This window comes from Bacteroides sp. HMSC067B03, assembly GCF_001811315.1.
Classification (GTDB): domain Bacteria; phylum Bacteroidota; class Bacteroidia; order Bacteroidales; family Bacteroidaceae; genus Bacteroides; species Bacteroides faecis.
This window is the reverse complement of the sequence record NZ_KV804283.1, coordinates 1-23,764: the sequence shown is the minus strand read 5'-3', so window position 1 is coordinate 23,764 and position 23,764 is coordinate 1. Positions and strand designations below refer to the sequence as shown.

Genomic DNA, 23,764 nt, shown 5'->3' with positions numbered 1-23,764 from the left:
TTAAATAAGGAACAAAAAAACGGAGAAATGAAGAATGAAGAATTACTTTGCAGGGTAATGGTATTAAACTGTTTATCAAGGGGTATTCTTCATTCTTAATTTCTTAATTAATTTGTTCTCTTCATTCTTCGTTCCTAATTCTTCATTTCTTTGTGCGCTTCATTCTTAATTTTTCATTTTTAATTCTTCATTTTTTGAGGCTATGAATTTATTAGGGACTTATCCCGAAACAATCGTTGACGGTGAAGGCATTCGGTATTCTATTTACCTTGCCGGATGTTCCCATCACTGTTCCGGCTGCCACAACCCGGAAAGTTGGAATCCGGAGGCCGGGAAACCGCTGACGGAGGAACGGATTCAATCGATCATCCGGGAAATCAAAGCTAACCCGCTGCTGGACGGGGTGACTTTCTCCGGGGGAGATCCTTTTTATCATCCGGAAGCGTTCCTGCTTTTCGTCAAACGGGTGAAGGAGGAAACGGGAATGAATATCTGGTGCTATACGGGATATACCTATGAAGAGATCCAAGCCAATCCACGTTTGAATGCCAGTCTGCCATATATAGATGTACTGGTGGACGGGCGTTTCGAACAGGCGCTCTTCTCCCCTTATCTGGAGTTTCGGGGAAGCAGCAATCAGCGGATACTGAAACTGAACAAAGCCAGATAATTGAACAGCTACAACCGGACCTTCCGCGCTAAAAAAACTTATATTTCAAAGAAACTTGAAACACGTAGTTCGTTGTTTTGTTTACATTTACAGACAAAATCAAGTTCTACAAGAATAAGTTTTTTATGATACAAACAAATAATACCACTCCTATAGATGAAACCGATGGACTGCCAATGCCGAGACGTATCTGGGCAGTGGTCTCCATCGGCTTCGCTCTTTGTATGTCGGTGCTCGATGTCAATATTATTAATATTGTACTCCCCACGCTTTCGCACGATTTCGGGACCTCACCTGCCGTAACTACTTGGATTATCAATGGTTATCAGTTGGCCATCGTTGTTTCTTTGCTGTCTTTTTCTTCTTTGGGAGAGATTATCGGTTATCGGAAAGTGTTTCTGTCAGGCATCGGTCTGTTTTGTATCACTTCACTGATTTGTGCCTTGTCCGATTCATTCTGGACGCTGACAATCGCACGTATCTTCCAGGGATTCAGCGCATCGGCTATCACAAGTGTGAATACGGCGCAGCTACGTTACGTCTACCCCAAAAGCCAGATCGGACGGGGAATGGGAATCAATGCGATGGTAGTGGCGATCTCAGCGGCAGCAGGTCCGTCGGTGGCAAGCGGTATTCTTTCGATAGCCAGCTGGCACTGGCTGTTCGCCATTAACGTACCGCTGGGAATTACAGCATTACTGCTGGGCATCAAGCATTTGCCGAGACAGGAAGAGCGCACGAAGCGGAAGTTTGACTTCGTAAGTGCCATAGCCAATGCCATCACTTTCGGATTACTGATTTATACACTGGACGGATTCGCGCATCACGAAGAGATGGATTTTCTTGTCTTGCAGCTGATTATATTGGCCATCGTCGGAACGTTTTACGTACGGCGGCAGCTCACTCAAACCACTCCGTTACTGCCGCTGGACCTGTTGCGGATACCGATTTTCCGGTTGTCCATTCTGACATCCATCTGTTCGTTTATCGCTCAGATGGCAGCGATGGTGTCTCTTCCGTTCTTCCTTCAGAATACGCTGGGACATAGCGAAGTCATGACGGGATTGCTGCTGACTCCGTGGCCGCTGGCAACTCTTGTGACGGCTCCGCTGGCAGGTTATCTGGTAGAGCGCATCCATCCGGGGATATTGGGAAGCATCGGCATGGTATTATTTGCCGTCGGACTCTTCTCGCTCTCGGGGCTTACCGCCGAGTCGTCCGATATCAGTATTATTCTTCGTCTGATGCTTTGCGGAGCGGGCTTCGGACTGTTTCAGACTCCCAATAACAGCACGATCATCTCTTCCGCTCCGACACAGCGCTCGGGCGGTGCCAGCGGAATGCTGGGGATGGCACGATTGCTGGGGCAAACGTTCGGTACTACATTGGTAGCATTGCTTTTCAGTTTTGTCGTGCACGACCGGAGTACGGCTGTCTGCCTGATGGTTGGAAGCGGGTTTGCCGCTGTGGCGGCTGTTGTCAGTAGCCTGCGGCTGTCGCAACCATCTACGCTGAAGAGGGAAACGAATCGGCCATGACAAAAAAGATGTCATCCGTAGCGCAGCAAAGAATCTCCTCTCCCATACACACAGAGAGCAGACTCTTCACTACGTACTGAATGACAACTAATCTCTTATCGGATACGGATTAATATTCCGTATCACGAATCACTTCTACCAAGCGGCGGAAATCCTCCGGATGTACGTCGCCGATATTACCGATACGGAACGTATCTGCCTTCGATATCTTTCCCGGATAGATGACAAAGCCCTTGCTCTTCAATGCCAGATAGAATGCCTTGAAGTCAAAACCGTCGTGCGGATAGAGGAAAGAGGTAATAATGGGCGATTGCAGGCTGTCGTCAAGCAGCGTGACAAAGCCGAGAGAGCACATGCCTTCCACCAGAATACGGTGATTCTCGCAGTAACGCCGGTAACGGGCCTCTACCCCACCCTCTTCGATCAGCTCCGTCAGAGCCTGCTTGAAAGCACGAACGACGTGGGTCGGCGAGGTAAAGCGCCATTTGCCGTGTCCTTTCTCCATCGCCTCCCATTGGTCGTAGATATCCAGAGAAAGCGAGCGGGCAACACCTTTACAACGCATCAGTTCCGAACGACGGGCGATGATGAATCCGAAACCCGGCACACCCTGAATGCATTTATTGGAGCTGCTGATCAGAAAATCAATACCTAATTCGTTTACATCCAACGGGATACCGCCAAAGCTGCTCATACAGTCGACTATGAGTTTCTTGCCGTGCATCTTGACGATGTGTGACAGTTCTTTGATCGGATTCAGAATGCCGGTAGTCGTTTCACAATGTACGAAGGCAACGTGAGTCACATCTGAATTATTGCTCAGGTAATCGTCGACATACTCCACAGATACCTGCTCCGTCTCTTCAAAAGCCAACATGTCGTAGTCGAGATGATAGTACTCCGCAATGTTTCCCATGCGGTCGCCGTAAGCTCCGTTGCTGCAAATCAGCAGTTTATCTTTGGGAGTGATGGTTGCGCCCAGCACAGCTTCCACGCAGTAGGTACCGCTGCCTTGCAGAAGAACCGAGGTATAGTCTTCCGTCTTTTGAGTGGCGAGGGATACGAGTTCTTTGCGCAGTTCCTCCACAATGCCGAGATTGTAGTCTTCATCCCATGTACACCAGTCGGTCATCATAGCTTCTTTAACGGTGGTTGAGGTAGTAAGAGGTCCGGGAGTCAGTAATAAATATGGTTTCATAATGTGATGTTCTTTTTAAAATGAATAATGTTCTTTTCCTTATCTTCCGGCATTGATCTTGTCGATCAAAGCGGGCAGTTCCTCTATCGTGCGAATGACGTAAGAAGCACCTGCGGCAAGCATGCGCTCTTTCACTTCCGCTATGCGGGCCTCCAGTTCGCCGGCAGGCATCGACCGGGTTTCTTCTTCGGTAAGTGCCATCTCGTTACTGCCGAGAATCACGCCTACGCTCCACACTTTCGCGTTCACCCCTTCTTTGATATCGGCAATCGTATCTCCTACTTTCACTACGGCATCCAGACTGGGGACAGCCAGCTTCGTCAGATTCTCAAAAATCATGTAAGGAGCCGGACGACCGGAAGGAAGGAGGTTCGGAGTAGCGCAATAATCCACGCGATACCCTTTTGCCTGTGCAGCCGGAAGAACGACATCCATCATTTCACGGGTGTATCCGGTAGTGGAGCCGATTTTAAGACCTTCGGCACGCAGCTTTTCCAATGTCGGAATAACGCCCGGGATAGGGTCGGTATAGTTTTCGAGCGAGGCAAACAGGTGCTTTTCGAAAAGACGGTTCAGTTCCACCACGTCTTCTTCGGTCCATGCACGCTGATAGCGGGCCACAAATTGTCCGTTCACTTCGGGCATTGAAAGCAGCTCGCGGATATGCTGAATTTTCGGCAATCCCATAGGCTTACGGGTCTGTACGACGTCAATCACCAGCCCTTTTTCCGCAAAGGCTTCCATAAAGGCGGCAACAGGAGCAAAACATCCGTAATCGACAGCCGTACCCGCCCAATCCATAATAATACATTCAATTTTTTTCATTCTTGCTTTATATAATTTATTGATTCAATTTTCTTTCTGTTCTACTCGTCTCCTTCTTCGGGCCGGTAAATGCAGGTCCGGCAAGAGACTTTTCACTGTGCCCTGAGCGGCTGTATGGCAGGTTCGGCAACGGGAATCAAGCCCGGAGCCAGTTCTTTATCCATCACCTCTCCACGTTTTTCTTTCCGATAGCGTTGTATCAGATACAGCAGAGAAAGCGTAAATGCCGTACAGCAGACAACACCGACCGTGCCCGCCATCGTATTATAAAACTCCAGCCAGTTTAAATCCGGGTTAAAGCATTCTTTGAAAAGTAATACCAACACCGTGCCTGTATATCCGATAGAATCGATCATGGCTATAAAGAAGCCTACATTTCCCCTGATACGGAAACAGGCAATAAACCGGTCGAAGAAGATCGTCTGAAAACTCAGATACGAGAAATAAAGGCAGAGACTCTGAATAAACAGCCACACCAGCGGAGAAAGCTGCAATGCATCATAATTGAACGCGACGAAGCTAAGAGTAAACGCCCCGGCAATGACCAGCGCCAACAGGATGGACAATACTTTCATATGACTCTTTATCAGTGCCAGCGAAGCAAAGACCGCCAGAATAATCAGCGTGACCACTCCGTCCACCTTGGCAAATATCCATGAGGAGAAACCTGCGGCATTCACATCGACAATCTTCACCAGAAAATCTTCCTTTACATCCTGAAGCACTGTCAGGAAAAGATTGGCAAAGAAAAGCATCGTCAGCACGGGGGCAAAGCTGCGAAAGAGGTTCCAGCGCTGTTGTTTGTCGAGCGTCACACGTTCCACGCGCAAAGCCTTGTCTTCGGCTGTCGGTCGGGGGAGCCGGTCGAGGAGATAGCCCAACGCGGCCAGCAGGGGCAATGCGACCGCACCAATCAACGCAGGCATCCAGAACTCACTCACGTTCAGCGTATTTACTACAAAGAGTCCGATTGACTTCGCCGTTCCGCTGCTCACTGCAATGCTCAGTCCGAAAAGGGAGGCGAGCAAGTCGGTCACCCGTCTTCCTTCGAGGAAACTGAAGATGACTCCCCACATGCATCCCAAAGACAGACCGTTGAAGAACAATGCCAGTACATTGAACGGACGGGGCAGGCATCCGAAAAGAACCAAAGAGAGCTCGGCAACCAAAATGGAGACAAGAATGAATTTCAGGCGGCCTTCTCTCTTCAGTTCTGAAATAAGTTTGATCCCGATAAACTTGGACACCATATATCCGAATATCTGGATGATGCTGGTCGCTATCTTATAGTCCATACCAAACAGTTCCATGCCGTCGAATGTGGCGGCAGTGAACGGCTTGCGGAGCGCATAGACCAATGAATAAGACAGCAGTGCCGCTCCTCCCGCATAGAGAATGAAAAGTAGATCGGAAAGTTTCTTTTGAGTCGAAGGCGACAGTTTTTCTTTGAAATTCATGATTCGTTATTTTTTGTTTCCGGTGCAAAAGTAGGACGTCCCGACGAGTGAAAAAATGAATTTCAATGAATCATATCGTATATATTCGCTTTCCGGCAGGGTGTAATATTAATGTAATATTCATGCAACATATTCATAATACATTAGTCATTCCTTTGCAACGAAATCAATTTTACAATCCACAAATCATGAACGAACTGACAGAAATATACAAGCGAATCGAATACTTGCGCAACAACGGAGTGAAGATGAAAGAAATAGCGGACCGGGTGGACATGGCGCCCAGCGTATTGTCTGCTTTGTACTCCAGCGTACTTCCCGCCTACATCGACCTGCTGAAAACCCGCACACCGGACGACGCACTGGACGAAGCGCTGGCACTGGTCAACAATGTCTCCAAAAAACGCTTATTAAATAATGTAGGCGCGATGAAACTGCTGCTGCTCGAAATGGAACCCGAACAGCAAAGCGAAGCGGAAAGCGGTAACCCGCTGGTAAAACTGCTGGGAAAGGAAATGAAGGACTCGGTACAGGATGTTTTCAACTACAGCGGACTGTATCTCAGTTACAGCCTCTCTTCTTCTACCGACAGCCTGAAAATAGAACCATATCTGATCAGCGCTTCCGAAAACAGCGAATATGTAAAGGTAGGAATGATAAATGCCTATAAATCGGTGCATTGGGGAGGCGGAATCATCAGCAACCATCAGAACTCTTATCTGATGTTCAACGAAAGGGATTTGCCGCAATTCGCCCTCGTCACCATTTACCTGCAACTTCCACATTATGAATATCCCGCGATGCTGAAAGGGCTGTATCTCTGTCTGGATTACAATCACAACCCGATAGCCCGGCGAATTGTGTTGGTGAAGCAGTCGGACAGTACGGATGTCAATGAGTTCCTGACGATGGAAGGCAGGCTGGTGCCGAAAGCGGAGTTGACACCGGAACTGGAAGTGTACTACAACTACACCTGTCAGGAAGGAGATTATATTAAAACCTGCACAGTGCCCTCCCCAAAACTGGATGCTACGGACTTGGAACGGGAAAAGAAAATGTTAATGATTTAACCTTTCTCTCCGCGCATACAGGATGTCAATTGGAGAAACGGCGCTTTCTCACCAGCAGGCTAAGGCACTTATCGCATATAGAAACGGCGCTTTAACGTTGTGTTAAAGCGCCGTTTCTATATAGGATAAATAGCACACTCTATTTTACTGTTTTTCAACAATATACATCACTTCACCGTTACTACTTCCCTGCTATCGGCAAGCGGTCCGGTTTGGGTGGAGTTGCTGTTTCGGCAACTTCGAAAAGCCGGGTTTTCGGACTGATCCCTTCTAAAGCCCGCCGGCATCTCCGCCAACGTCAGCCTCATCCTGCCGGTTGTCCCGGACGACACAGATCTCCTCCGCTTGCCTTCCCGCTTTAGAAGAAGAACCTCAATATGTCATTGAAGTTTGCCCAGATCAGCAAGCCGAACAAAAGAACCATACCGGTCATTTGAGCGTACTCCATAAACTTGTCGCTCGGTTTACGACGGGCAATCATCTCATAGAAGAGGAAGAGCACGTGTCCGCCATCCAATGCAGGGATCGGAAGGATGTTCATGAAAGCAAGGATAATGGAGAGGAAGGCAGTCATGTACCAGAATTGATGCCAGTCCCACGTTGCGGGGAAGATGCTTCCGATAGTACCGAAACCGCCCAACTGCTTCGCTCCTTCTTTCGAGAAGAGGTATTTCATGTTGCCGACGTATCCTTTCAATGTCTTCACACCCAGAGAAACACCTGCGGGGAAGGATTCAAAAAATGCGTACTCCTTCTTCACCATAGGCAGCAGGCGATCTGTTGTCACACAAGCAGTGACACCCATCAGGTAAGCAGAGTCCACACGCAGGGAGGTCGTATCCGTCACGCCGCCACGTACATACGTCAGGGTGATCAGACGGGGGTCGATGCTGTCTTTCAGCAGGGTTTCCGCGTTTTTCTTGCGTTCCGCCATCGTCTGCTTGAAATCAGAGAAAGAAATGGGGGCTCCGTTCAATGCGATGATACTGTCACCCGGCTGAATGCCCGCCTGTGCAGCAGGAGAATTAACCATCACGCTGTCAATCACATACGGGAAACGGAAAGAAGCAAAACGAACGCTGTCCGCCATCAGTCGCTGCATCATATCTTCGGGAATGTAGACAGAAGCCTTTTTACCTTCACGAAGCACACTTACTTCACGGGCATCGACAATCTGGCTCAACATATCGCCGTCATAGCGCACAAAAGGCACATTATCGGCAGACAAAAGGATGTCGCCATCCTGAAAACCGACTGCTTTCGCCGTCTCATTGAAGTCCATACCGAGAGGAGCTTCCTGTACCTTTATATATTGGTCGCCCCAAGCAAAAAGAATCATTGAGTAGATGAAAAGCGCCAGCAGGAAGTTGAACAGCACACCGCCCACCATGATCAAAAGGCGCTGCCAAGCCGGTTTGGAACGAAACTCCCACGGCTGTTCGGGCTGTTTCATCTGTTCGGTATCCATCGACTCGTCTATCATGCCGGCAATCTTGACGTAACCGCCCAGCGGCAGCCATCCTACGGCATATTCCGTATCACTTCTCTTGGGTTTGAACTTGAACAATGTAAACCAGGGGTCAAAGAACAAGCAGAATTTTTCTACACGCACCTTGAACAACCGGGCAAAAAGGAAATGCCCGCCTTCATGAATGATGACAAGCAGCGAAAGGCTCATGATCAGTTGCAGGGCACGAATCAAAAATGTTTCCATACAGTTTATTTACAATTTAAAGCCTCATCCAAACCCTCTGCTCATCAGAGGAAACCGAGGCACTTTCTAATTTATATTACTTATTTATATTCATGAAATCAACTCCGCAGCTATTCTCCGCGCTTCGGCATCAGTAGCTACATAGTCGTCGTAAGCAGGAGCCGCCACAAACGCGACACGTTCCATCGTCTTCTCAATCACATCGCTCATGCCTAGGAAGCTGATGCCGTCTTTGAGGAAAGAGGCTACCACCACTTCGTTGGCGGCATTGACGATGCAAGGCATATTTCCGCCCCGGTACATCGCTTCGTAAGCCAAGGCAAGGTTGCGGAAACGTTTCGTGTCGGGTTGCTCGAATGTCAGGTTCGTACATTTCGTGAAGTCGAGCCTGTCGAACGAAGAGCAGATGCGGTCGGGATACGAGAAAGCATACTGGATGGGCAAGCGCATATCCGGCATGCCCAGTTGTGCTTTGACGGCACCGTCCTCAAACTGCACCATCGAGTGAATGACCGACTGCGGATGTACCACCACCTCGATCTGGCTCGGCTGCACACCAAACAGCCATTTGGCTTCGATCACCTCGAAGCCTTTATTCATCATGGATGCGGAATCAATGGTTATCTTGGCTCCCATCTCCCAGTTGGGATGTTTCAAAGCCTGTGCCTTGGTCACAGTTTTCAGTTGCTCCAGCGTGCAGGTACGAAACGGGCCGCCCGAAGCTGTCAGTATCACCTTCTCTATCGGATTGCCAACTTCTCCCGCTAAACACTGGAAGACTGCCGAGTGTTCGGAATCCACCGGCAAAATAGGGGTGCGGTATTGCTGTGCCAGCTGGTTGATCAGTTCTCCCGCCACCACGAGCGTCTCCTTATTGGCAAGCGCAATGGCTTTCTTCGCACGGATGGCATTGATGGTCGGCTTCAGTCCGGCATAACCTACCATTGCCGTAAGAACCATGTCCACCGGTCCGGCTTCCACGATCTGACAGACCGCATCGATTCCGGCATATACTTTGATCGGAAGGTCGCTCAGTGCTTCTTTCAGTTCGGCATACTTTTCTTCATTGGCTATCACTACCACTTCCGGCTGGAACTTGCGTGCCTGTGCAATCAGCAGTTCGACCCGGTTGTTGGCTGTCAGGGCATAAGCCTCGTACAGGTCGGGATGTTCTTCGATGACCTGCAGCGCCTGCGTCCCGATAGAGCCCGTAGAGCCTAAAATAGCTATTTGTTTTTTCTTCTTATTTTCTGAATCCATTATTTATCTAATTCCTCTGTCACTTATAATCGTATATCCCACTTCACATGATTACTTTTTTTAGAACACGATGTACTTCTCCGGATTGACTGGATGCCCTTTGTACCACAGTTCGAAGTGGAGGTGCGGTCCTGTACTGAGCGTTCCGCTGTTGCCAACCAAGGCGATGGCCTCGCCTCCCTTCACGCGGTCGCCTTCTTTCTTGAGCAGCGAGCCACAGTGCTTGTAGATCGAAACGAAATCCTGATTGTGCTGCACGCCTATCAAATAACCGGTTTCGGCTGTGTATGTGCTCAGAAAGACGGTGCCGTCCATCGTAGCCAGCACGCTTTCATTGGGATTGGCTGCAATATCTGTTCCAAAGTGTTTTTTATCGGCATTGAAATGGTCGGAGACCATTCCACGAGTCGGACGATACAAAATCAATCCGTTGACATCTGGCTGCGAGACAATCGTAGTCAGATTATATTTTTCATTTTCTTCGTATTGACGGCGAAACTCTTCTTCCCGTCTGGTACGCTCCATCAAGGTGTCTTCGCGAGCGACAGTCAGCGAGTCCAGTGTCTGCACGCTGTCTATCGGCACTTTTCCGCTGAAGATGTCCTGTATGTTCATGATGTAAAGGTTCTGCCGGTCGAGCAGTTCCTGCAGGGAATCCACACGGAGGGCGTTGTCCACAATCTGACTGCGGACTTCACTGTTCATATAGCCGGGAAGGTAGTTGCGCAAAGGGGTGAAGGCAATGATACAGGCAGCAATCAGAAAAAGCACCGCCAGCACGGACAACAGTACCGAAAGACCGTTCAGCTTGGATACACGAAGCCCTACGATTTCTTCAAGTGTATTCTCATTGATGATAGTGAGTTTATACTTGAACTTGAAATTGTTCCAGAAAGCTTTACTCCGTTTTCTTGCCATTATTCTGTTTATTAATTACTAAGTTACTATATCCAATTAAGTATCTTTTAGGCACGGATTACACGGATTTCACGGTTTTAGCTGCGCAATTTCTTAAAACCGTGAAATCCGTGTAATCCGTGCCTAAAGTATATTTTATCAATAAATTGTGATCCCATAAACGCTTACCAATCTGTTCATTCTTCCTCCAAATCTTCCAAATTCAACAATCCTTCGGGAAGCTCGACTGTGATGAGCTTCTTTTCCTGATTTATTTCCACGATAAATTCTTCCTGTGCAGGGACGAGCAGTTCTTCTCCGTCCGCCTGTTCGACAACAAAAAGCGTATTCACCGTAGCAGTATCCACTTCCACGACTTCTCCCAGATCACCGTGGCGGATATCCTTCATCCGGAAACCGACAAAGAAGTTCCACGACAACTCGCCGTCTTCCGCTTCCTCGGCATGTTTCACCGGAAAGTAGACTTCGACATTGGTGAACATACGTGCACGTTCCGCCGTATCAATTCCTTCGAGCTTCACCAAAGCGGTGGAGTCGGAACGGAAACGGTACTCTTCGATGAAAAACGGTACAAAAATGCCGTCGAGCAGGCATATCAGGTAATCGCAGTCCACACGGTCGAAAATATCGTCCGTAAAAGTAAACTGCAACTCACCGTGAATGCCGTGCGGCTTATTGAATAGTCCGATCTTATATACTTCTTCTTTTTTTATCATATACGAGTGATTCTGGCGCCGATGGCGTTAAGTCGTCCTTCTATATTCTGGTAACCACGATCTATCTGTTCGATGTTGCTGATGGTGCTGGTTCCTTCGGCGCTCATGGCAGCAATCAGAAGGGCGATACCGGCACGGATATCCGGCGAAGTCAGTCGGGCACCGCGCAGCTTGAAGCCGTGATTGTGTCCGATTACTACGGCACGGTGAGGGTCGCAAAGGATGATCTGCGCACCCATGTCGATCAGTTTGTCCACAAAGAACAGGCGGCTCTCAAACATCTTCTGATGGATCAGTACGCTTCCTTTGGCTTGGGTGGCTACCACGAGCATCACACTCAGCAAGTCGGGTGTCAGTCCCGGCCAGGGAGCGTCGGCAATGGTCATGATGGAGCCGTCGATAAACGATTCTATTTCGTATGTTTCCTGTGCGGGAACGTAGATGTCGTCTCCCCTCTGTTCGAGTTTGATGCCCAGACGACGGAAACTTTCGGGAATGATGCCGAGGTTCTCGTAAGAAACATTTTTGATGGTTATTTCGCTTTTGGTCATGGCAGCCATACCGATGAAGCTTCCGACTTCAATCATGTCGGGCAATACGGTGTGTTGCGTACCGTGCAGTTCCTCCACCCCTTCAATGGTGAGCAGGTTGGAAGCGATGCCGCTTATTTTTGCTCCCATCCGGTTGAGCATGCGGCAGAGTTGCTGCAAGTAGGGTTCGCAAGCGGCATTGTAGATAGTGGTGGTCCCCTTTGCCAGCACGGCAGCCATCAGAATATTGGCGGTTCCTGTCACGGACGCTTCATCGAGCAGCATATAGTTACCTTGAAGCCTGTCGGCAGTAATCTCATAAATTCCCCGCGCCTCGTCGTAGCGGAAATCGGCTCCCAGATTTTGAATCCCCACAAAGTGGGTATCAAGACGACGGCGACCGATTTTATCTCCACCCGGCTTCGAGATCAACGCTTTCCCGAAACGCGCCACCATCGGACCGATCAGCATCACCGACCCCCGAAGACTGGAACACTTTTTCAGGAACTCATCGCTCTCCAGATAGGCTAGATCGACATTCTCTGCCTTAAAACTATAAGTATCAATGCCTTCCTTTGCAACTGTTACCCCCATCTCCCGCATGAGCTGAATCAGGTTATTGACATCCAGAATGTCAGGTATATTGTTCACAGTCACTTCTTCAGCAGTCAGCAACGTGGCACAGATAATCTGCAAAACTTCGTTTTTGGCTCCCTGCGGATGAATGTCCCCGCCCAGCCGATGTCCTCCTTCAATTACAAATGAAGCCATTTTTTTTAAGTATTAAGTAATAGGTAATAGGTATTAGGTATTAAGTATTAGACCGCAAGTGCAAAACCTCATGCAGCGAACAACATCACCGCGCTAATACTTAATACCTAATACTTCAATATCTTCTCCGCGGATTACAGTTCCGGTTATTGTTGTAGTTCACTTTCGGGCGATAATTCTGGTTCAGACGTTCTGCCATCAGGCGGATGATGTCGTCTGTCAGCTGGAGTTTGCCGTCGGAAAGTTCATAGAGGTCTTCCGCTATTTTACGGTCGTCTACCGTATCTTTGTTCCATGCCATGTAGTCCTTCTTCATGTGGTTGCAGATCATGGCTACCAGATTCCTCTTTTCGTTTCCTTCGGGAAATTCGCAGGCTTTTCTGATCAACACTTCCAGCGTGTGGCCGTAGTGGCGGTAGCGCATACGGGTAGTGGAATATGGGATCGGTTCCGGCTTGGTCACCAGGTTGTCTTCACGGATGATTTCGTAGGGGTAATCAATATCCAACTCAAAACCGGACATGATTGCCAGGTGGTCCCAGAGTTTATGCTTAAAATCAGGAACATCACGCAAATGGGGAAACATATTCCCCATGATGTTGATAATCGTGTTAGCACAACGCTGACGTTCGGCACGGTCCTGAATGGTCAACGCATAATCTACCATGTTCTGTATGCTGCGACCGTATTCGGGGAGCGGCATTCTTTTCTGTTGGGTATTGTATTGCATTTTTTAAATTAAAAGTTTTGAAATTAAAAATTAAAAGTCGGAGGACGACGGTCACTCATAAGTCACAGCTTCTTGCTAAAAAGGATCACTCACAAAAAAGGATCACTCACTCAAGGGATCATCCACTCAAGGGATCATCCAAGAAGTGACTTCTTAGGCAACGAGGCTACAAATTCCTTCAGGTAGAAAGGTTCGAAGTAGGCCACGTCTTTATAATCTTCCCCGGCAACTGCTTTTTCTGCCAGCGGATACATCATCTTTGCCAGCGGATGGATATCATCGATAAAATGCGCGTTCGGATGGATGATCTTCTCACGGCATTTGGCAGCTCCATTTCCGTAGAAATAGACAGGGGCTTCATTCAGAAACTCCAGATAGGAATTTTCATCGACAATATCGGCGGCGATCGCGCGTTTCACGTTCAATGCACGGTCGTAGACGGCAGCATATACTTCCATACGGCGGGCATCGAGCATCGGACAGAGCAACGCATCTTCCGGCAAATCGTGATACAGCAATACGGGCACACTCAGCACTTCGAGCGTAGGAAGACCGATCAAGGGCACATTCCGTCCGTAACAAATGCCTTTCGCCATCGAAACACCGATCCGGAGTCCGGTGTAAGAACCCGGTCCGCAACTCACCGCAACTGCATCCAAAGGTATGGCATGACTATCAATGAACGATAACGCTTCATCTACAAACACTCCCAAAGACACAGCGTGTGAAGGGCCTTTCAAGTCTTCTTTCACAAAAATCGTCTGTCCGTCTTGACTGGCCGCTACCGAGCAAACAGTGGTAGAGGTTTCAATATTCAGTATACACGACATAAAAATCAGCTTATTAAATTGTCGCAAATTTACATGATTATTTCCAATTCTTAAAATATTCATGTACTTTTGCACAAAACTTTAAGTTTATGATACAGTCGATGACAGGATACGGCAAAGCTACGGCCGAACTTCCAGATAAAAAGATAAACGTAGAAATCAAGTCGCTCAACAGCAAAGCAATGGATCTTTCCATTCGCATCGCTCCGGCTTATCGTGAAAAAGAGATAGAAATCCGCAACGAGATCTCCAAAGTACTGGAGCGCGGAAAGGTGGATTTCAGCCTCTGGATCGAAAAAAAAGAGAGTGCGGAGAGCGCAACTCCGATCAACCAGGTGTTGGTGGAAGGCTATTACAAGCAAATTCAGGCTATCTCGGAAAACCTCGGTATCCCCGTACCGACCGACTGGTTTCAGACGCTGCTCCGCATGCCGGATGTCATGTCTAAAACTGAAATTCAGGAGCTTTCGGAAGAAGAATGGCAAATGGTACGCGCCACCGTTCTCGAAGCAATCGGACATCTGGTGGACTTCCGCAAACAGGAAGGCGCTGCACTGGAAAAGAAATTCCGTGAGAAAATCGCCAACATCTCCCAACTGCTCGAAAAGATAACTCCTTACGAAAAAGAACGGGTGGAGAAAGTCAAAGAACGTATCACGGATGCGCTCGAAAAGACTTTGAACATGGATTACGATAAAAACAGGCTGGAACAGGAACTGATCTACTACATCGAAAAGCTGGATGTCAACGAGGAAAAACAACGTCTTACCAATCACCTGAAATACTTTATCAGCACATTGGAAAGCGGTAACGGACAGGGCAAAAAGCTCGGATTCATCGCTCAGGAAATGGGACGTGAAATCAATACGCTTGGCAGCAAGTCCAACCACGCCGAAATGCAAAAAATCGTCGTGCAGATGAAAGATGAGCTGGAACAGATCAAGGAACAAGTGCTGAACGTGATGTAAAAAAAATCTTCATTCTTCATTCAACATGACTGGTAAGTTAATTATTTTTTCTGCCCCTTCTGGTTCGGGCAAATCTACCATTATCAACTATCTGTTGACGCAGGATTTAAATCTCGTATTCTCTATTTCTGCAACCAGCCGTCCTCCACGCGGAACGGAAAAACACGGAGTTGAATATTTCTTCCTCACTCCCGAAGAGTTTCGTTGCCGTATTGAGAACAACGAGTTTCTGGAATACGAAGAAGTGTACAAGGACCGTTATTACGGAACACTGAAAGAGCAAGTGGAAAAGCAACTGGAGAAGGGCCAGAATGTGGTATTCGACTTGGATGTAGTGGGCGGATGTAACATCAAAAAGTATTACGGCGAACGTGCCTTGTCTATTTTTGTACAACCGCCTTCCATAGAAGAACTTCGCTGCCGGCTGACAGGCCGGGGCACGGATGATCCCGAAGTAATCGAATGCCGTATCGCAAAAGCGGAATATGAAATGACTTTTGCTCCCCAGTTTGACCGGGTGATTGTCAATGATGATCTGGAGACAGCAAAGGCTGAAACGCTGAAAGTGATCCGGGAATTTCTGGAGAAGGAATGAAAGAGCCTCTGAAAAAGCGAATAGAAAGCATAGAAAAGCAAGAAGGTGCGACTGAAAAGTTTATGTATCTGTGCGGTATTATCGGCATTGTCGATATAGTATTCGGTATTCTTTCGCTTTATCTGCATTTTTGGATAGCCGCCGGCATCTTTTTCTTAATTGCTGTCAGACAAGCAATCGTTTTCCCAAAATGGAGAAAGAAGCTAAAGATGGAAAAGGAAGCCAAAAGATTGAAGCAAGAAGTCAAGGCTGAATAACCTGAAGCAAAGAAGGAAGAGTAAAAAGGAGATAAAACGAGCATCAGAAAGAAGGAAAGGCAAGAATGGCAGAAAGCAGCAAACTAAAAACCGGAATATTCAGCGGATCGTTCAATCCGATTCATATCGGACATCTGGCTCTGGCCAACTACCTCTGTGAGTATGAAGGTCTGGATGAAATCTGGTTTATGACCAGCCCGCAAAATCCACTGAAAGCAGGAACGGAGCTATGGCCGGATGAGCTGCGTCTCCGGTTGGTGGAGCTTGCAACAGAAGGATACCCCCATTTCCATGCCTCGGACTTTGAGTTTCATCTGCCACGCCCTTCATACAGCGTACATACGTTGGAAAAGCTACACGAAGCCTATCCGGAACGAGAATTTTATTTAATTATCGGCTCGGATAATTGGACACGTTTCGACCGCTGGTATCAATCAGAACGCATTGTCAAAGAAAACCGGATTCTTGTCTATCCCCGCTCCGGATTTCCGGTAAATGAAAACGGACTGCCTGAGACAGTCCGCTTAGTTCATTCGCCTACCTTTGAGATAAGTTCTACCTTTATTCGTCAGGCACTCGACGAGAAGAAAGATATAAGATATTTTTTACATCCGAAAGTTTGGGAGTACATCACAGAATATATCCGGCAAAAAGGAATAAACGAAAGTTCATCTACTCCTTCAGGCGATGAAGGGTAATCATTATTATTTCTGCCGGAGCACCGATACGGACAGGCATTTGAGAAGTACCGATTCCGTTTGTGACAATCAATGGCATTTTTGTTGAATTATACGCCAGCCCGGTCAGAAAGCGAGTGCCGTAATGAGAGTTTTGTATCGGGGCGTAACCGAATACACGGACTTGTCCGCCATGAGTATGCCCTGCCAGAGCAATGTCCGTGTTAGCTACTGAAACATCTTCCACATAGTCCGGAGTATGAACCAATAAGATGACAAAATCGTTGGGTGAAAGCGCCAGCGTAGGCGACACGCCATTTTGTTTCAGATCGAAAGGGTTGCATACACCGGCAACAATAATCTGCTGGCCGTCTTTGCGCAACGTATCGACCTCGTGCTCCAACGGGCGCATTCCGTAATGCTTCATCGTACGGATGATTTCATCATGACAGCGTTCATAATCGTTATTTCCCATCACTCCGAAAGTCCCCATCGGTGTTTTCACACGGGCCAATGCGGCAAACAACGGTTCCACATATTCACAGCCTTCCTGATAATCCCCTCCCATCAGCAAAACATCCGGCTTCTGATCGTTCAAAAGACGGACAAGGTTATTTAAGCCTTTCTCTTTCAGCAGGCTTTTGTAATGCAAGTCGGAAATAAAAGCGATACGGAAACCTTCGAAGGCTTCGGGAACATCACGGTGCGTGAAATCATATTCTACCACACGGTCGATGCCGCTATAAGCGGAAGAAACACTCACGGTGGAGGACGTGATCTTCGTTCCGCGAAGAACTAAGTTACGTTCTTCCTGTTCGGAGACGGTTTCTTTCTTTACTGTTTTCTTCTGCTGTTTCGTCGAAACTTTCAGATCAGCAAGCTGCGAATGATCCGGAGTAAACAGACCGTCAATAATGGCAGAGCTGTCAGGACGGATAGAATCGACATTGAGAACAGGACGAGGCAAAGTCGATACGACATTCTTCTTCGATTTACAAGAAACGAACAGGAACAATACGAATACTATGAACAGGATATTTGTTTTCTTCATTTTCTTTTATTTTTCACTTCTTCTTTCGTTAGTTTATTGGCTGCATTCCGAATGCCAGACCGGCTCATACATTATAAACTGATATTACAAACTGATAGCGAACGAATACCAATAACACATTCCCCCACTATTTGAGGCGCAAAGATAGGAAAAATCATGTATCTTTGTCCGCCAAAACTTATTATTATATATTAAATCATGGAAGAAGCAAAACGTAACTCACTGTATGCGTGGATATTAGCAGCACGTCCTAAAACTCTGACAGGAGCTATCACGCCAGTCATGATCGGTAGTGCACTTGCCTATATGGATGGACATTTTCAATGGTTGCCGGCTCTGATCTGTTGCCTGTTCGCCAGCCTGATGCAAATAGCCGCCAATTTTATCAACGACCTCTTCGACTACCTCAAAGGAACCGACCGCGAAGACCGGCTGGGACCGGAACGAGCTTGTGCACAAGGCTGGATTTCACCGAAAGCCATGCGAAACGGAATCATCATCACCGTACTATTTGCCTGTCTGATCGGCTCTTCGCTGTTGTTCTATGCCGGATGGGAGCTAATCATAGTAGGACTTCTCTGCGTGCTATTCGCTTTCCTTTATACCACAGGGCCTTATCCATTGTCCTACAACGGTTGGGGAGATATTCTGGTCATCGTCTTTTTCGGATTCGTCCCCGTAGGCGGAACGTACTACGTACAAGCCTTGACATGGACGACAGACACCACAATCGCTTCTTTAATATGTGGGCTGCTGATTGATACCTTACTGGTAGTCAACAATTACCGTGACCGGGAAGCGGACGCGCGAAGCGGAAAGCGAACGGTCATCGTCCGTTTTGGCGAGAAGTTCGGAAGTTATCTTTATTTGATGCTGGGGATGACAGCAAGCCTTCTGTGCTTTTGGTTTCTCTTCGAAGGACACTTATACGCCGCCCTCCTTCCATTACTCTATCTGATTCCTCACTTCCTCACATGGAAACGAATGGTCCGGATACACAGTGGCAAAAAACTAAACAGCATATTAGGCGAAACTTCACGTAATATGCTGTTAATGGGTATTTTGCTATCGATAGGATTCTTTTTAAATTAAGAATGAGGAATGAACTAAATGAAGAATGAAGAATTGGCTGCGCTATTATACTGCATAATAATTCTTAATTCTTCATTCTTAATTCTTCATTTAAATCATTTTCCGTACATCTTTTCGTAATATCCTTGGTAGTCTCCGCTGGTCACTTCTTCTACCCAGTCTTGATTTTCCAGATACCACACGATTGTTTTCACGATGCCATCTTCAAATTTTGTTTCGGGGTACCAGCCCAAAGCGTTGGTGATCTTTGTAGGATCAATCGCATAGCGTTGGTCGTGTCCCAGACGGTCTTTGACAAAAGTAATCAGGTCGTTGTTGATCCAGTCGATAGATATTTCTCCGTCTTCGCCTTTCACTTTCTTCTTGAGGATCTGACGATATTCCGGTTTCTCGGTCATTAGTTTACGGATGGTGGCAATGGTCAGTTTCACAATCTCAAGATTGGTTTCTTCGTTGTGGCCGCCTACGTTGTACACTTCGCCTTCTTTGCCTTCACGCACTACCAGGTCGATAGCTTTGCAGTGGTCTTCTACATAAAGCCAGTCGCGTACATTGCTTCCATCACCGTAGACAGGCAGATGTTTGCCTTCGAGTATATTCTTGATAATCAACGGAATCAGTTTTTCCGGAAAATGATAGGGACCGTAGTTATTGGAACAACGGGTGATCGTTACCGGCATTTTGTAGGTGTCGTGATAAGCCATGACAACCATGTCCGCACTTGTCTTGGAAGCACTGTACGGGCTGTGCGGACAAAGCGGAGTTTCTTCCGTAAAGTAGCCCTCGGCTCCGAGTGAGCCGTACACTTCGTCGGTAGATACCTGATGGTAGCGAACTCCTTTTCTCCAAGTAGGATATCCTTGTTCGTCCTTGCCCATTACCCAGGCACGACGGGCACAATCCAACAAGTTCTGCGTTCCAAGAATGTTTGTAATCAGAAACAGTTGCGGGTTCTCGATGCTGCGGTCTACATGGCTTTCGGCAGCGAAATTCACCACATAGTCGAAACGGTATTCGGCAAAGAGGCTGTCTACCACATCGCGGCTGCAAATGTCTCCTTTGATAAAGAAACAACGTTCGTTATCAATATCTTTGGCAATAGTTCCCAGATTACCTGCATACGTCAGGGCGTCAAGAACTACCACTTTTACGTCGCTGTGCTTGGCCAAGATATACTTAATATAATTGGCGCCAATAAATCCTGCGGCACCGGTCACCAGATAAGTTTTCATATATGATTATTTATGTTTATTTCAAGGGTTGTTTTGAGAGTTCTATCAGGTATTTACCGTATTCGGTCTTTTCGAGTTTCTGTCCGAGCAGCAGCAATTGTCCGGACGAAATCCATCCTTGCCGCCAGGCTATTTCTTCGATACAGCTGACGTAGAAGCCTTGCCGGTTCTGAATGGTGGCCACGAAGTTGGAAGCCTCGAGCAGACTGTCGCAATTGCCGGTATCCAGCCAAGCGAATCCGCGTCCGAACAGTTCCACGTTCAGCGTGCCTTCTTCGAGATACAGGCGGTTCAAGTCCGTTATTTCATATTCTCCACGAGCCGAAGGCTGGAGAGAAGCGGCTTTTTCCGTTACGGTAGCGTCGTAGAAGTAAAGTCCGGGAACGGCATAATTACTCTTTGGCACCAATGGCTTTTCTTCCAGAGAAACGACTTTTCCCTGCCCGTTAAATTCTACTACGCCGTAAGCCCGCGGGTCTTTCACGTAATAGCCGAAAATGCAGGCCCCCTTTTCCACGCTGGCAGCGCGCTGGAGCATGGCGGAAAACCCCTGTCCATAAAACATATTGTCCCCAAGAATCAGACAACCTGCCTCACCATTCAGGAAATCAGCTCCCAGCACGAAGGCTTGCGCCAGTCCGTTAGGTTGTTCCTGTATTTTGTAAGAGAAAGACATTCCGAGCTCCTCACCTGAGCCCAATAAGTCCTGAAACATCGGCAAATCACGCGGAGTAGAGATGACCAGCACCTCCCGTATTCCTGCCAGCATAAGCGTTGACAGCGGATAATAAATCATCGGCTTGTCGTATACGGGCATGATTTGTTTGGAAATCGCTTTGGAAAGCGGATAAAGACGAGTGGCGCTTCCACCGGCTAGAATAATTCCTTTCATTGTCGTCTGAGTTATTCATTTACTGCGTGCAAAGGTCGGAAAGAAATCTGACGTGACAAAATGAATTGTAAGAAATCTACCCTGCCAGTTCAATTACTTCCAAGTCCTTAAACGTTCCGTTGTCGATGACAAAGCGCACCATTGTCCGCACTTTATGGAATCCGGACATGCCGGCGGCACCGGGATTGATGTGCAACATGTCCAACGTTTTATCGTATTTCACCTTTAATATATGAGAGTGTCCGCTGATAAAAAGTTTCGGCGGACGAGCCATGAGGCTGCCGATGACGGAAGGATCGTACTTGCCCGGATAACCGCCGATATGCTTGATCAAGACCTCGGCTCCATCTACCGTGAAACGGTTTACCTGCGGAAACATCTTCCGTATTTCCTGCCCGTCTATGTTTCCGTAAACCGCCCGGAGCGGACGGAAAGCCGCCAACTTCTCGGCCACTTCTACCGAACCGATATCTCCGGCATGCCAGATTTCGTCGCATGACTCAAAATATTCGAGATACTTTTCGTCCCAATAAGCGTGGGTATCGGACAATAATCCAATTCTTGTCATAATTTTCTTTGTTTAGTCCTGCAAAGATACTATATTTGGGAAAATCTTAAAGCACATGGAAAGCAAATATAATTATTTTAAACGTGATATCAGCTGGCTCTCATTCAATTATCGGGTGTTGCTCGAAGCATTGGACGAGCGTCTGCCGCTATACGAGCGCATCAACTTCATCTCCATCTATTCTTCCAACCTGGAAGAGTTTTACAAAATTCGGGTGGCAGACCACAAGGCCGTTGCATCCGGTGCCACCGAAAGCGATGAAGAAACCGTACAATCGGCCCGTGAACTCGTAGAGGAAATCAATCAGGAAGTAAACCGCCAGCTGGACGACCGTGTACGCATTTATGAAGAAAAGATACTACCCGCCCTGCGCAAAAACCATATCATTTTCTACCAGGACAGACATGTAGAACCTTTCCATCAGCAGTTTATCAAGGACTTTTTCCGGGAAGAAATCTTCCCTTACCTGCAACCCGTGCCCGTATCGAAGGACAAAATTGTCTCTTTCCTCCGGGATAACCGGCTCTACCTCGCTATCCGTCTTTATCTGAAAGATGAAAAGAACGCCACCAACCGGAAGCCATCTTATTTCGTCATGAAACAGCCGTACGCCAAAGTGCCCCGTTTCATCGAACTTCCGTCCCATGACAACCACTTTTATATCATGTTCACCGAAGACATCATCAAAGCGAACCTCAACCTCATTTTTCCCGGCTACGACGTCGACTCCAGCTACTGCATCAAAATCTCCCGCGATGCCGATATCCTGATAGACGACACCGCCAGCAGCGCCGACCTCGTGGCACAACTGAAAAAGAAAGTAAAAAAGCGCAAAATAGGCGACGTCTGCCGCTTCGTCTACGACCGAGCCATGCCGGAGGACTTCCTCGACTTTCTGATCGACGCCTTCCGCATCCACCGTGACGAACTTGTCCCCGGTGACAAACATCTAAATCTGGAGGACCTGCGTCATCTGCCCAACCCGAACAAGTCTCTCCACCGCATCGAAAAGCCGCAACCGATGAAGCTGACCATCCTCGACGAAAAGGAATCCATCTTCAACTACGTCGCGAAAAAAGACCTGCTGTTATATTATCCGTACCACTCCTTCGAGCACTTCACGCACTTCCTCTACGAAGCAGTGCACAACCCGGAAACACGTGAAATAATGGTCACCCAATACCGGGTAGCCGAAAACTCCGCTGTTATCAACACCTTGATAGCCGCTGCCCAAAACGGCAAGAAGGTCACTGTATTTGTCGAACTCAAAGCCCGTTTCGACGAAGAGAACAACCTCGCCACTGCCGAAATGATGCAAGCTGCCGGCATCAAAATCATTTATAGCATCCCCGGCCTGAAAGTACACGCCAAAGTAGCCCTCGTTCGTCGTCGTGGGCTGAACGGCGAGAAAATCCCCAGCTACGCCTACATCAGCACGGGCAACTTCAACGAGAAGACCGCCACCCTCTATGCCGACTGCGGACTTTTCACCTGCCGCAAGAAAATAGTGAACGACCTCTACAACCTCTTCCGCACCCTGCAAGGCAAGGAAGATCCGAAATTCACCACCCTCCTTGTCGCCCGCTTCAACCTCATACCGGAACTGAACCGCCTCATCGACCGGGAAATTTCCCTTGCCGACCAAGACAAAGGCGGACGTATCATCCTCAAGATGAACGCCCTCCAAGACCCAACAATGATCAACCGACTCTACGAGGCTTCCGAGCACGGCGTACAAATCGACCTCATCGTCCGCGGTATCTGCTGCCTCATCCCGGGACAGTCATACAGCCGTAACATCCGTGTTACCCGCATTGTCGACAGTTTTCTGGAACACGCCCGCATCTGGTACTTCGGCAACGAAGGCCGCCCCAAAGTGTATATGGGCTCACCCGACTGGATGCGCCGCAACCTCTACCGCCGCATCGAAGCCGTCACTCCCATCCTCGATCCCGACCTGCGCACCAGCCTGATCGAAATGCTGAATATCCAGCTCGCCGACAATCAAAAAGCCTGCCTGGTAGACGAAAACCTGCAAAACGTATTCAAGAAAAAAACACCCGGCACACCCAACGTCCGTGCCCAATACGATTTCTACAAATGGCTGTTTGGAAATGAAGAATGAAGAATTGCTTTGCAGCGTGATAGCACAGCCAATTCTTCATTCAAAACGAATCGGAAAAGAATATATTTAGGCACGGATTA

General features: G+C 47.9%; 23 protein-coding genes. 9 read left to right on the top strand and 14 right to left on the bottom strand.

Annotated features, from left to right (window positions below):
- Positions 1 to 202: 202 nt before the first annotated feature.
- On the top strand, positions 203 to 670 hold the full coding sequence (gene nrdG, locus HMPREF2794_RS03300; protein ID WP_010539179.1) for an anaerobic ribonucleoside-triphosphate reductase activating protein: 468 nt from the start codon (positions 203 to 205) through the stop codon (positions 668 to 670).
- Between the two features lie 125 nt (positions 671 to 795).
- Positions 796 to 2,208 (top strand): MFS transporter, encoded by a 1,413-nt coding sequence (locus HMPREF2794_RS03295; RefSeq protein ID WP_022301360.1) that lies wholly within the window; start codon positions 796 to 798, stop codon positions 2,206 to 2,208.
- Positions 2,209 to 2,317: 109 nt separating this feature from the next.
- On the opposite strand, the gene HMPREF2794_RS03290 is transcribed toward HMPREF2794_RS03295, so the two are convergent.
- The 3 genes from HMPREF2794_RS03290 to HMPREF2794_RS03280 form a co-directional block, all read right to left on the bottom strand.
- Positions 2,318 to 3,406: a 2-aminoethylphosphonate--pyruvate transaminase gene (locus HMPREF2794_RS03290; protein WP_010539181.1), complete on the bottom strand. Its 1,089-nt coding sequence runs from the start codon at positions 3,404 to 3,406 to the stop codon at positions 2,318 to 2,320.
- Positions 3,407 to 3,445: 39 nt separating this feature from the next.
- A complete protein-coding gene (phnX, locus tag HMPREF2794_RS03285) occupies positions 3,446 to 4,231 on the bottom strand; it encodes a phosphonoacetaldehyde hydrolase (RefSeq protein WP_010539182.1) in 786 nt (261 codons plus the stop codon).
- Positions 4,232 to 4,323: 92 nt separating this feature from the next.
- A complete protein-coding gene (locus HMPREF2794_RS03280; protein WP_010539183.1) occupies positions 4,324 to 5,688 on the bottom strand; it encodes a DUF5690 family protein in 1,365 nt (454 codons plus the stop codon).
- A gap of 188 nt (positions 5,689 to 5,876) precedes the next feature.
- On the opposite strand from HMPREF2794_RS03280, the gene HMPREF2794_RS03275 reads away from it, so the two are divergent.
- Positions 5,877 to 6,758, top strand: coding sequence for a hypothetical protein (locus HMPREF2794_RS03275; protein ID WP_029425689.1), 882 nt, complete (start codon positions 5,877 to 5,879; stop codon positions 6,756 to 6,758).
- A gap of 358 nt (positions 6,759 to 7,116) precedes the next feature.
- Here HMPREF2794_RS03275 and rseP read toward each other — a convergent pair whose 3' ends face one another.
- The 7 genes from rseP to tsaB form a co-directional block, all read right to left on the bottom strand.
- The gene (rseP, locus tag HMPREF2794_RS03270) at positions 7,117 to 8,472 is read right to left on the bottom strand and encodes an RIP metalloprotease RseP (RefSeq protein ID WP_070750904.1); all 1,356 of its coding nucleotides are present in this window, start codon (positions 8,470 to 8,472) and stop codon (positions 7,117 to 7,119) included.
- Positions 8,473 to 8,562: 90 nt separating this feature from the next.
- Entirely contained in the window at positions 8,563 to 9,732 is a 1,170-nt protein-coding gene (locus HMPREF2794_RS03265; protein WP_010539186.1) for a 1-deoxy-D-xylulose-5-phosphate reductoisomerase, read from the bottom strand.
- Between the two features lie 60 nt (positions 9,733 to 9,792).
- Positions 9,793 to 10,653: a M23 family metallopeptidase gene (locus HMPREF2794_RS03260; protein WP_162097096.1), complete on the bottom strand. Its 861-nt coding sequence runs from the start codon at positions 10,651 to 10,653 to the stop codon at positions 9,793 to 9,795.
- Between the two features lie 173 nt (positions 10,654 to 10,826).
- Complete coding sequence (gene rimM / locus HMPREF2794_RS03255; RefSeq protein ID WP_010539188.1) at positions 10,827 to 11,366, bottom strand: ribosome maturation factor RimM; 540 nt, start codon at positions 11,364 to 11,366, stop codon at positions 10,827 to 10,829.
- On the bottom strand, positions 11,363 to 12,667 hold the full coding sequence (gene murA, locus HMPREF2794_RS03250) for a UDP-N-acetylglucosamine 1-carboxyvinyltransferase (RefSeq protein ID WP_055269777.1): 1,305 nt from the start codon (positions 12,665 to 12,667) through the stop codon (positions 11,363 to 11,365). The genes rimM and murA overlap by 4 nt, the downstream gene beginning before the upstream one ends.
- Positions 12,668 to 12,782: 115 nt before the next feature.
- A complete protein-coding gene (locus HMPREF2794_RS03245; RefSeq protein ID WP_070750902.1) occupies positions 12,783 to 13,397 on the bottom strand; it encodes a DUF4290 domain-containing protein in 615 nt (204 codons plus the stop codon).
- A gap of 134 nt (positions 13,398 to 13,531) precedes the next feature.
- Positions 13,532 to 14,227, bottom strand: a complete 696-nt coding sequence (gene tsaB / locus HMPREF2794_RS03240; protein WP_010539191.1) for a tRNA (adenosine(37)-N6)-threonylcarbamoyltransferase complex dimerization subunit type 1 TsaB — start codon at positions 14,225 to 14,227, stop codon at positions 13,532 to 13,534.
- Positions 14,228 to 14,316: 89 nt separating this feature from the next.
- Here tsaB and HMPREF2794_RS03235 point away from each other — a divergent pair, with 89 nt between their 5' ends.
- The 4 genes from HMPREF2794_RS03235 to nadD all read left to right on the top strand — a co-directional run bounded on the left by HMPREF2794_RS03235 (position 14,317) and on the right by nadD (position 16,745).
- Positions 14,317 to 15,195: a YicC/YloC family endoribonuclease gene (locus HMPREF2794_RS03235; RefSeq protein WP_070750900.1), complete on the top strand. Its 879-nt coding sequence runs from the start codon at positions 14,317 to 14,319 to the stop codon at positions 15,193 to 15,195.
- A gap of 25 nt (positions 15,196 to 15,220) precedes the next feature.
- Positions 15,221 to 15,790, top strand: coding sequence for a guanylate kinase (gene gmk, locus HMPREF2794_RS03230; protein WP_010539255.1), 570 nt, complete (start codon positions 15,221 to 15,223; stop codon positions 15,788 to 15,790).
- Positions 15,787 to 16,047, top strand: a complete 261-nt coding sequence (locus HMPREF2794_RS03225; protein WP_055271408.1) for a hypothetical protein — start codon at positions 15,787 to 15,789, stop codon at positions 16,045 to 16,047. The genes gmk and HMPREF2794_RS03225 overlap by 4 nt, the downstream gene beginning before the upstream one ends.
- A 65-nt stretch (positions 16,048 to 16,112) precedes the next feature.
- Positions 16,113 to 16,745, top strand: a complete 633-nt coding sequence (gene nadD, locus HMPREF2794_RS03220) for a nicotinate (nicotinamide) nucleotide adenylyltransferase (protein WP_055271410.1) — start codon at positions 16,113 to 16,115, stop codon at positions 16,743 to 16,745.
- Here the strand turns inward: nadD and HMPREF2794_RS03215 are convergent.
- On the bottom strand, positions 16,720 to 17,775 hold the full coding sequence (locus tag HMPREF2794_RS03215; protein ID WP_055271412.1) for a metallophosphoesterase: 1,056 nt from the start codon (positions 17,773 to 17,775) through the stop codon (positions 16,720 to 16,722). The two genes, nadD and HMPREF2794_RS03215, sit on opposite strands and share 26 nt — an antisense overlap.
- Before the next feature lie 198 nt (positions 17,776 to 17,973).
- Between HMPREF2794_RS03215 and HMPREF2794_RS03210 the strand changes: the two genes are divergently transcribed.
- Positions 17,974 to 18,867, top strand: coding sequence for a 1,4-dihydroxy-2-naphthoate polyprenyltransferase (locus HMPREF2794_RS03210; protein WP_055271415.1), 894 nt, complete (start codon positions 17,974 to 17,976; stop codon positions 18,865 to 18,867).
- A gap of 95 nt (positions 18,868 to 18,962) precedes the next feature.
- Here HMPREF2794_RS03210 and rfbB read toward each other — a convergent pair whose 3' ends face one another.
- From rfbB to HMPREF2794_RS03195, 3 genes are all read right to left on the bottom strand, one after another.
- Positions 18,963 to 20,099, bottom strand: coding sequence for a dTDP-glucose 4,6-dehydratase (gene rfbB, locus HMPREF2794_RS03205; RefSeq protein WP_010539260.1), 1,137 nt, complete (start codon positions 20,097 to 20,099; stop codon positions 18,963 to 18,965).
- 16 nt (positions 20,100 to 20,115) lie between these two features.
- Positions 20,116 to 20,991: a glucose-1-phosphate thymidylyltransferase RfbA gene (gene rfbA, locus HMPREF2794_RS03200; RefSeq protein ID WP_055271417.1), complete on the bottom strand. Its 876-nt coding sequence runs from the start codon at positions 20,989 to 20,991 to the stop codon at positions 20,116 to 20,118.
- A 76-nt stretch (positions 20,992 to 21,067) separates the two neighbouring features.
- Entirely contained in the window at positions 21,068 to 21,559 is a 492-nt protein-coding gene (locus tag HMPREF2794_RS03195; protein ID WP_008766431.1) for a metallophosphoesterase family protein, read from the bottom strand.
- A gap of 55 nt (positions 21,560 to 21,614) precedes the next feature.
- Here HMPREF2794_RS03195 and HMPREF2794_RS03190 point away from each other — a divergent pair, with 55 nt between their 5' ends.
- Positions 21,615 to 23,684, top strand: coding sequence for an RNA degradosome polyphosphate kinase (locus HMPREF2794_RS03190; RefSeq protein ID WP_070750899.1), 2,070 nt, complete (start codon positions 21,615 to 21,617; stop codon positions 23,682 to 23,684).
- Positions 23,685 to 23,764: the final 80 nt, after the last annotated feature.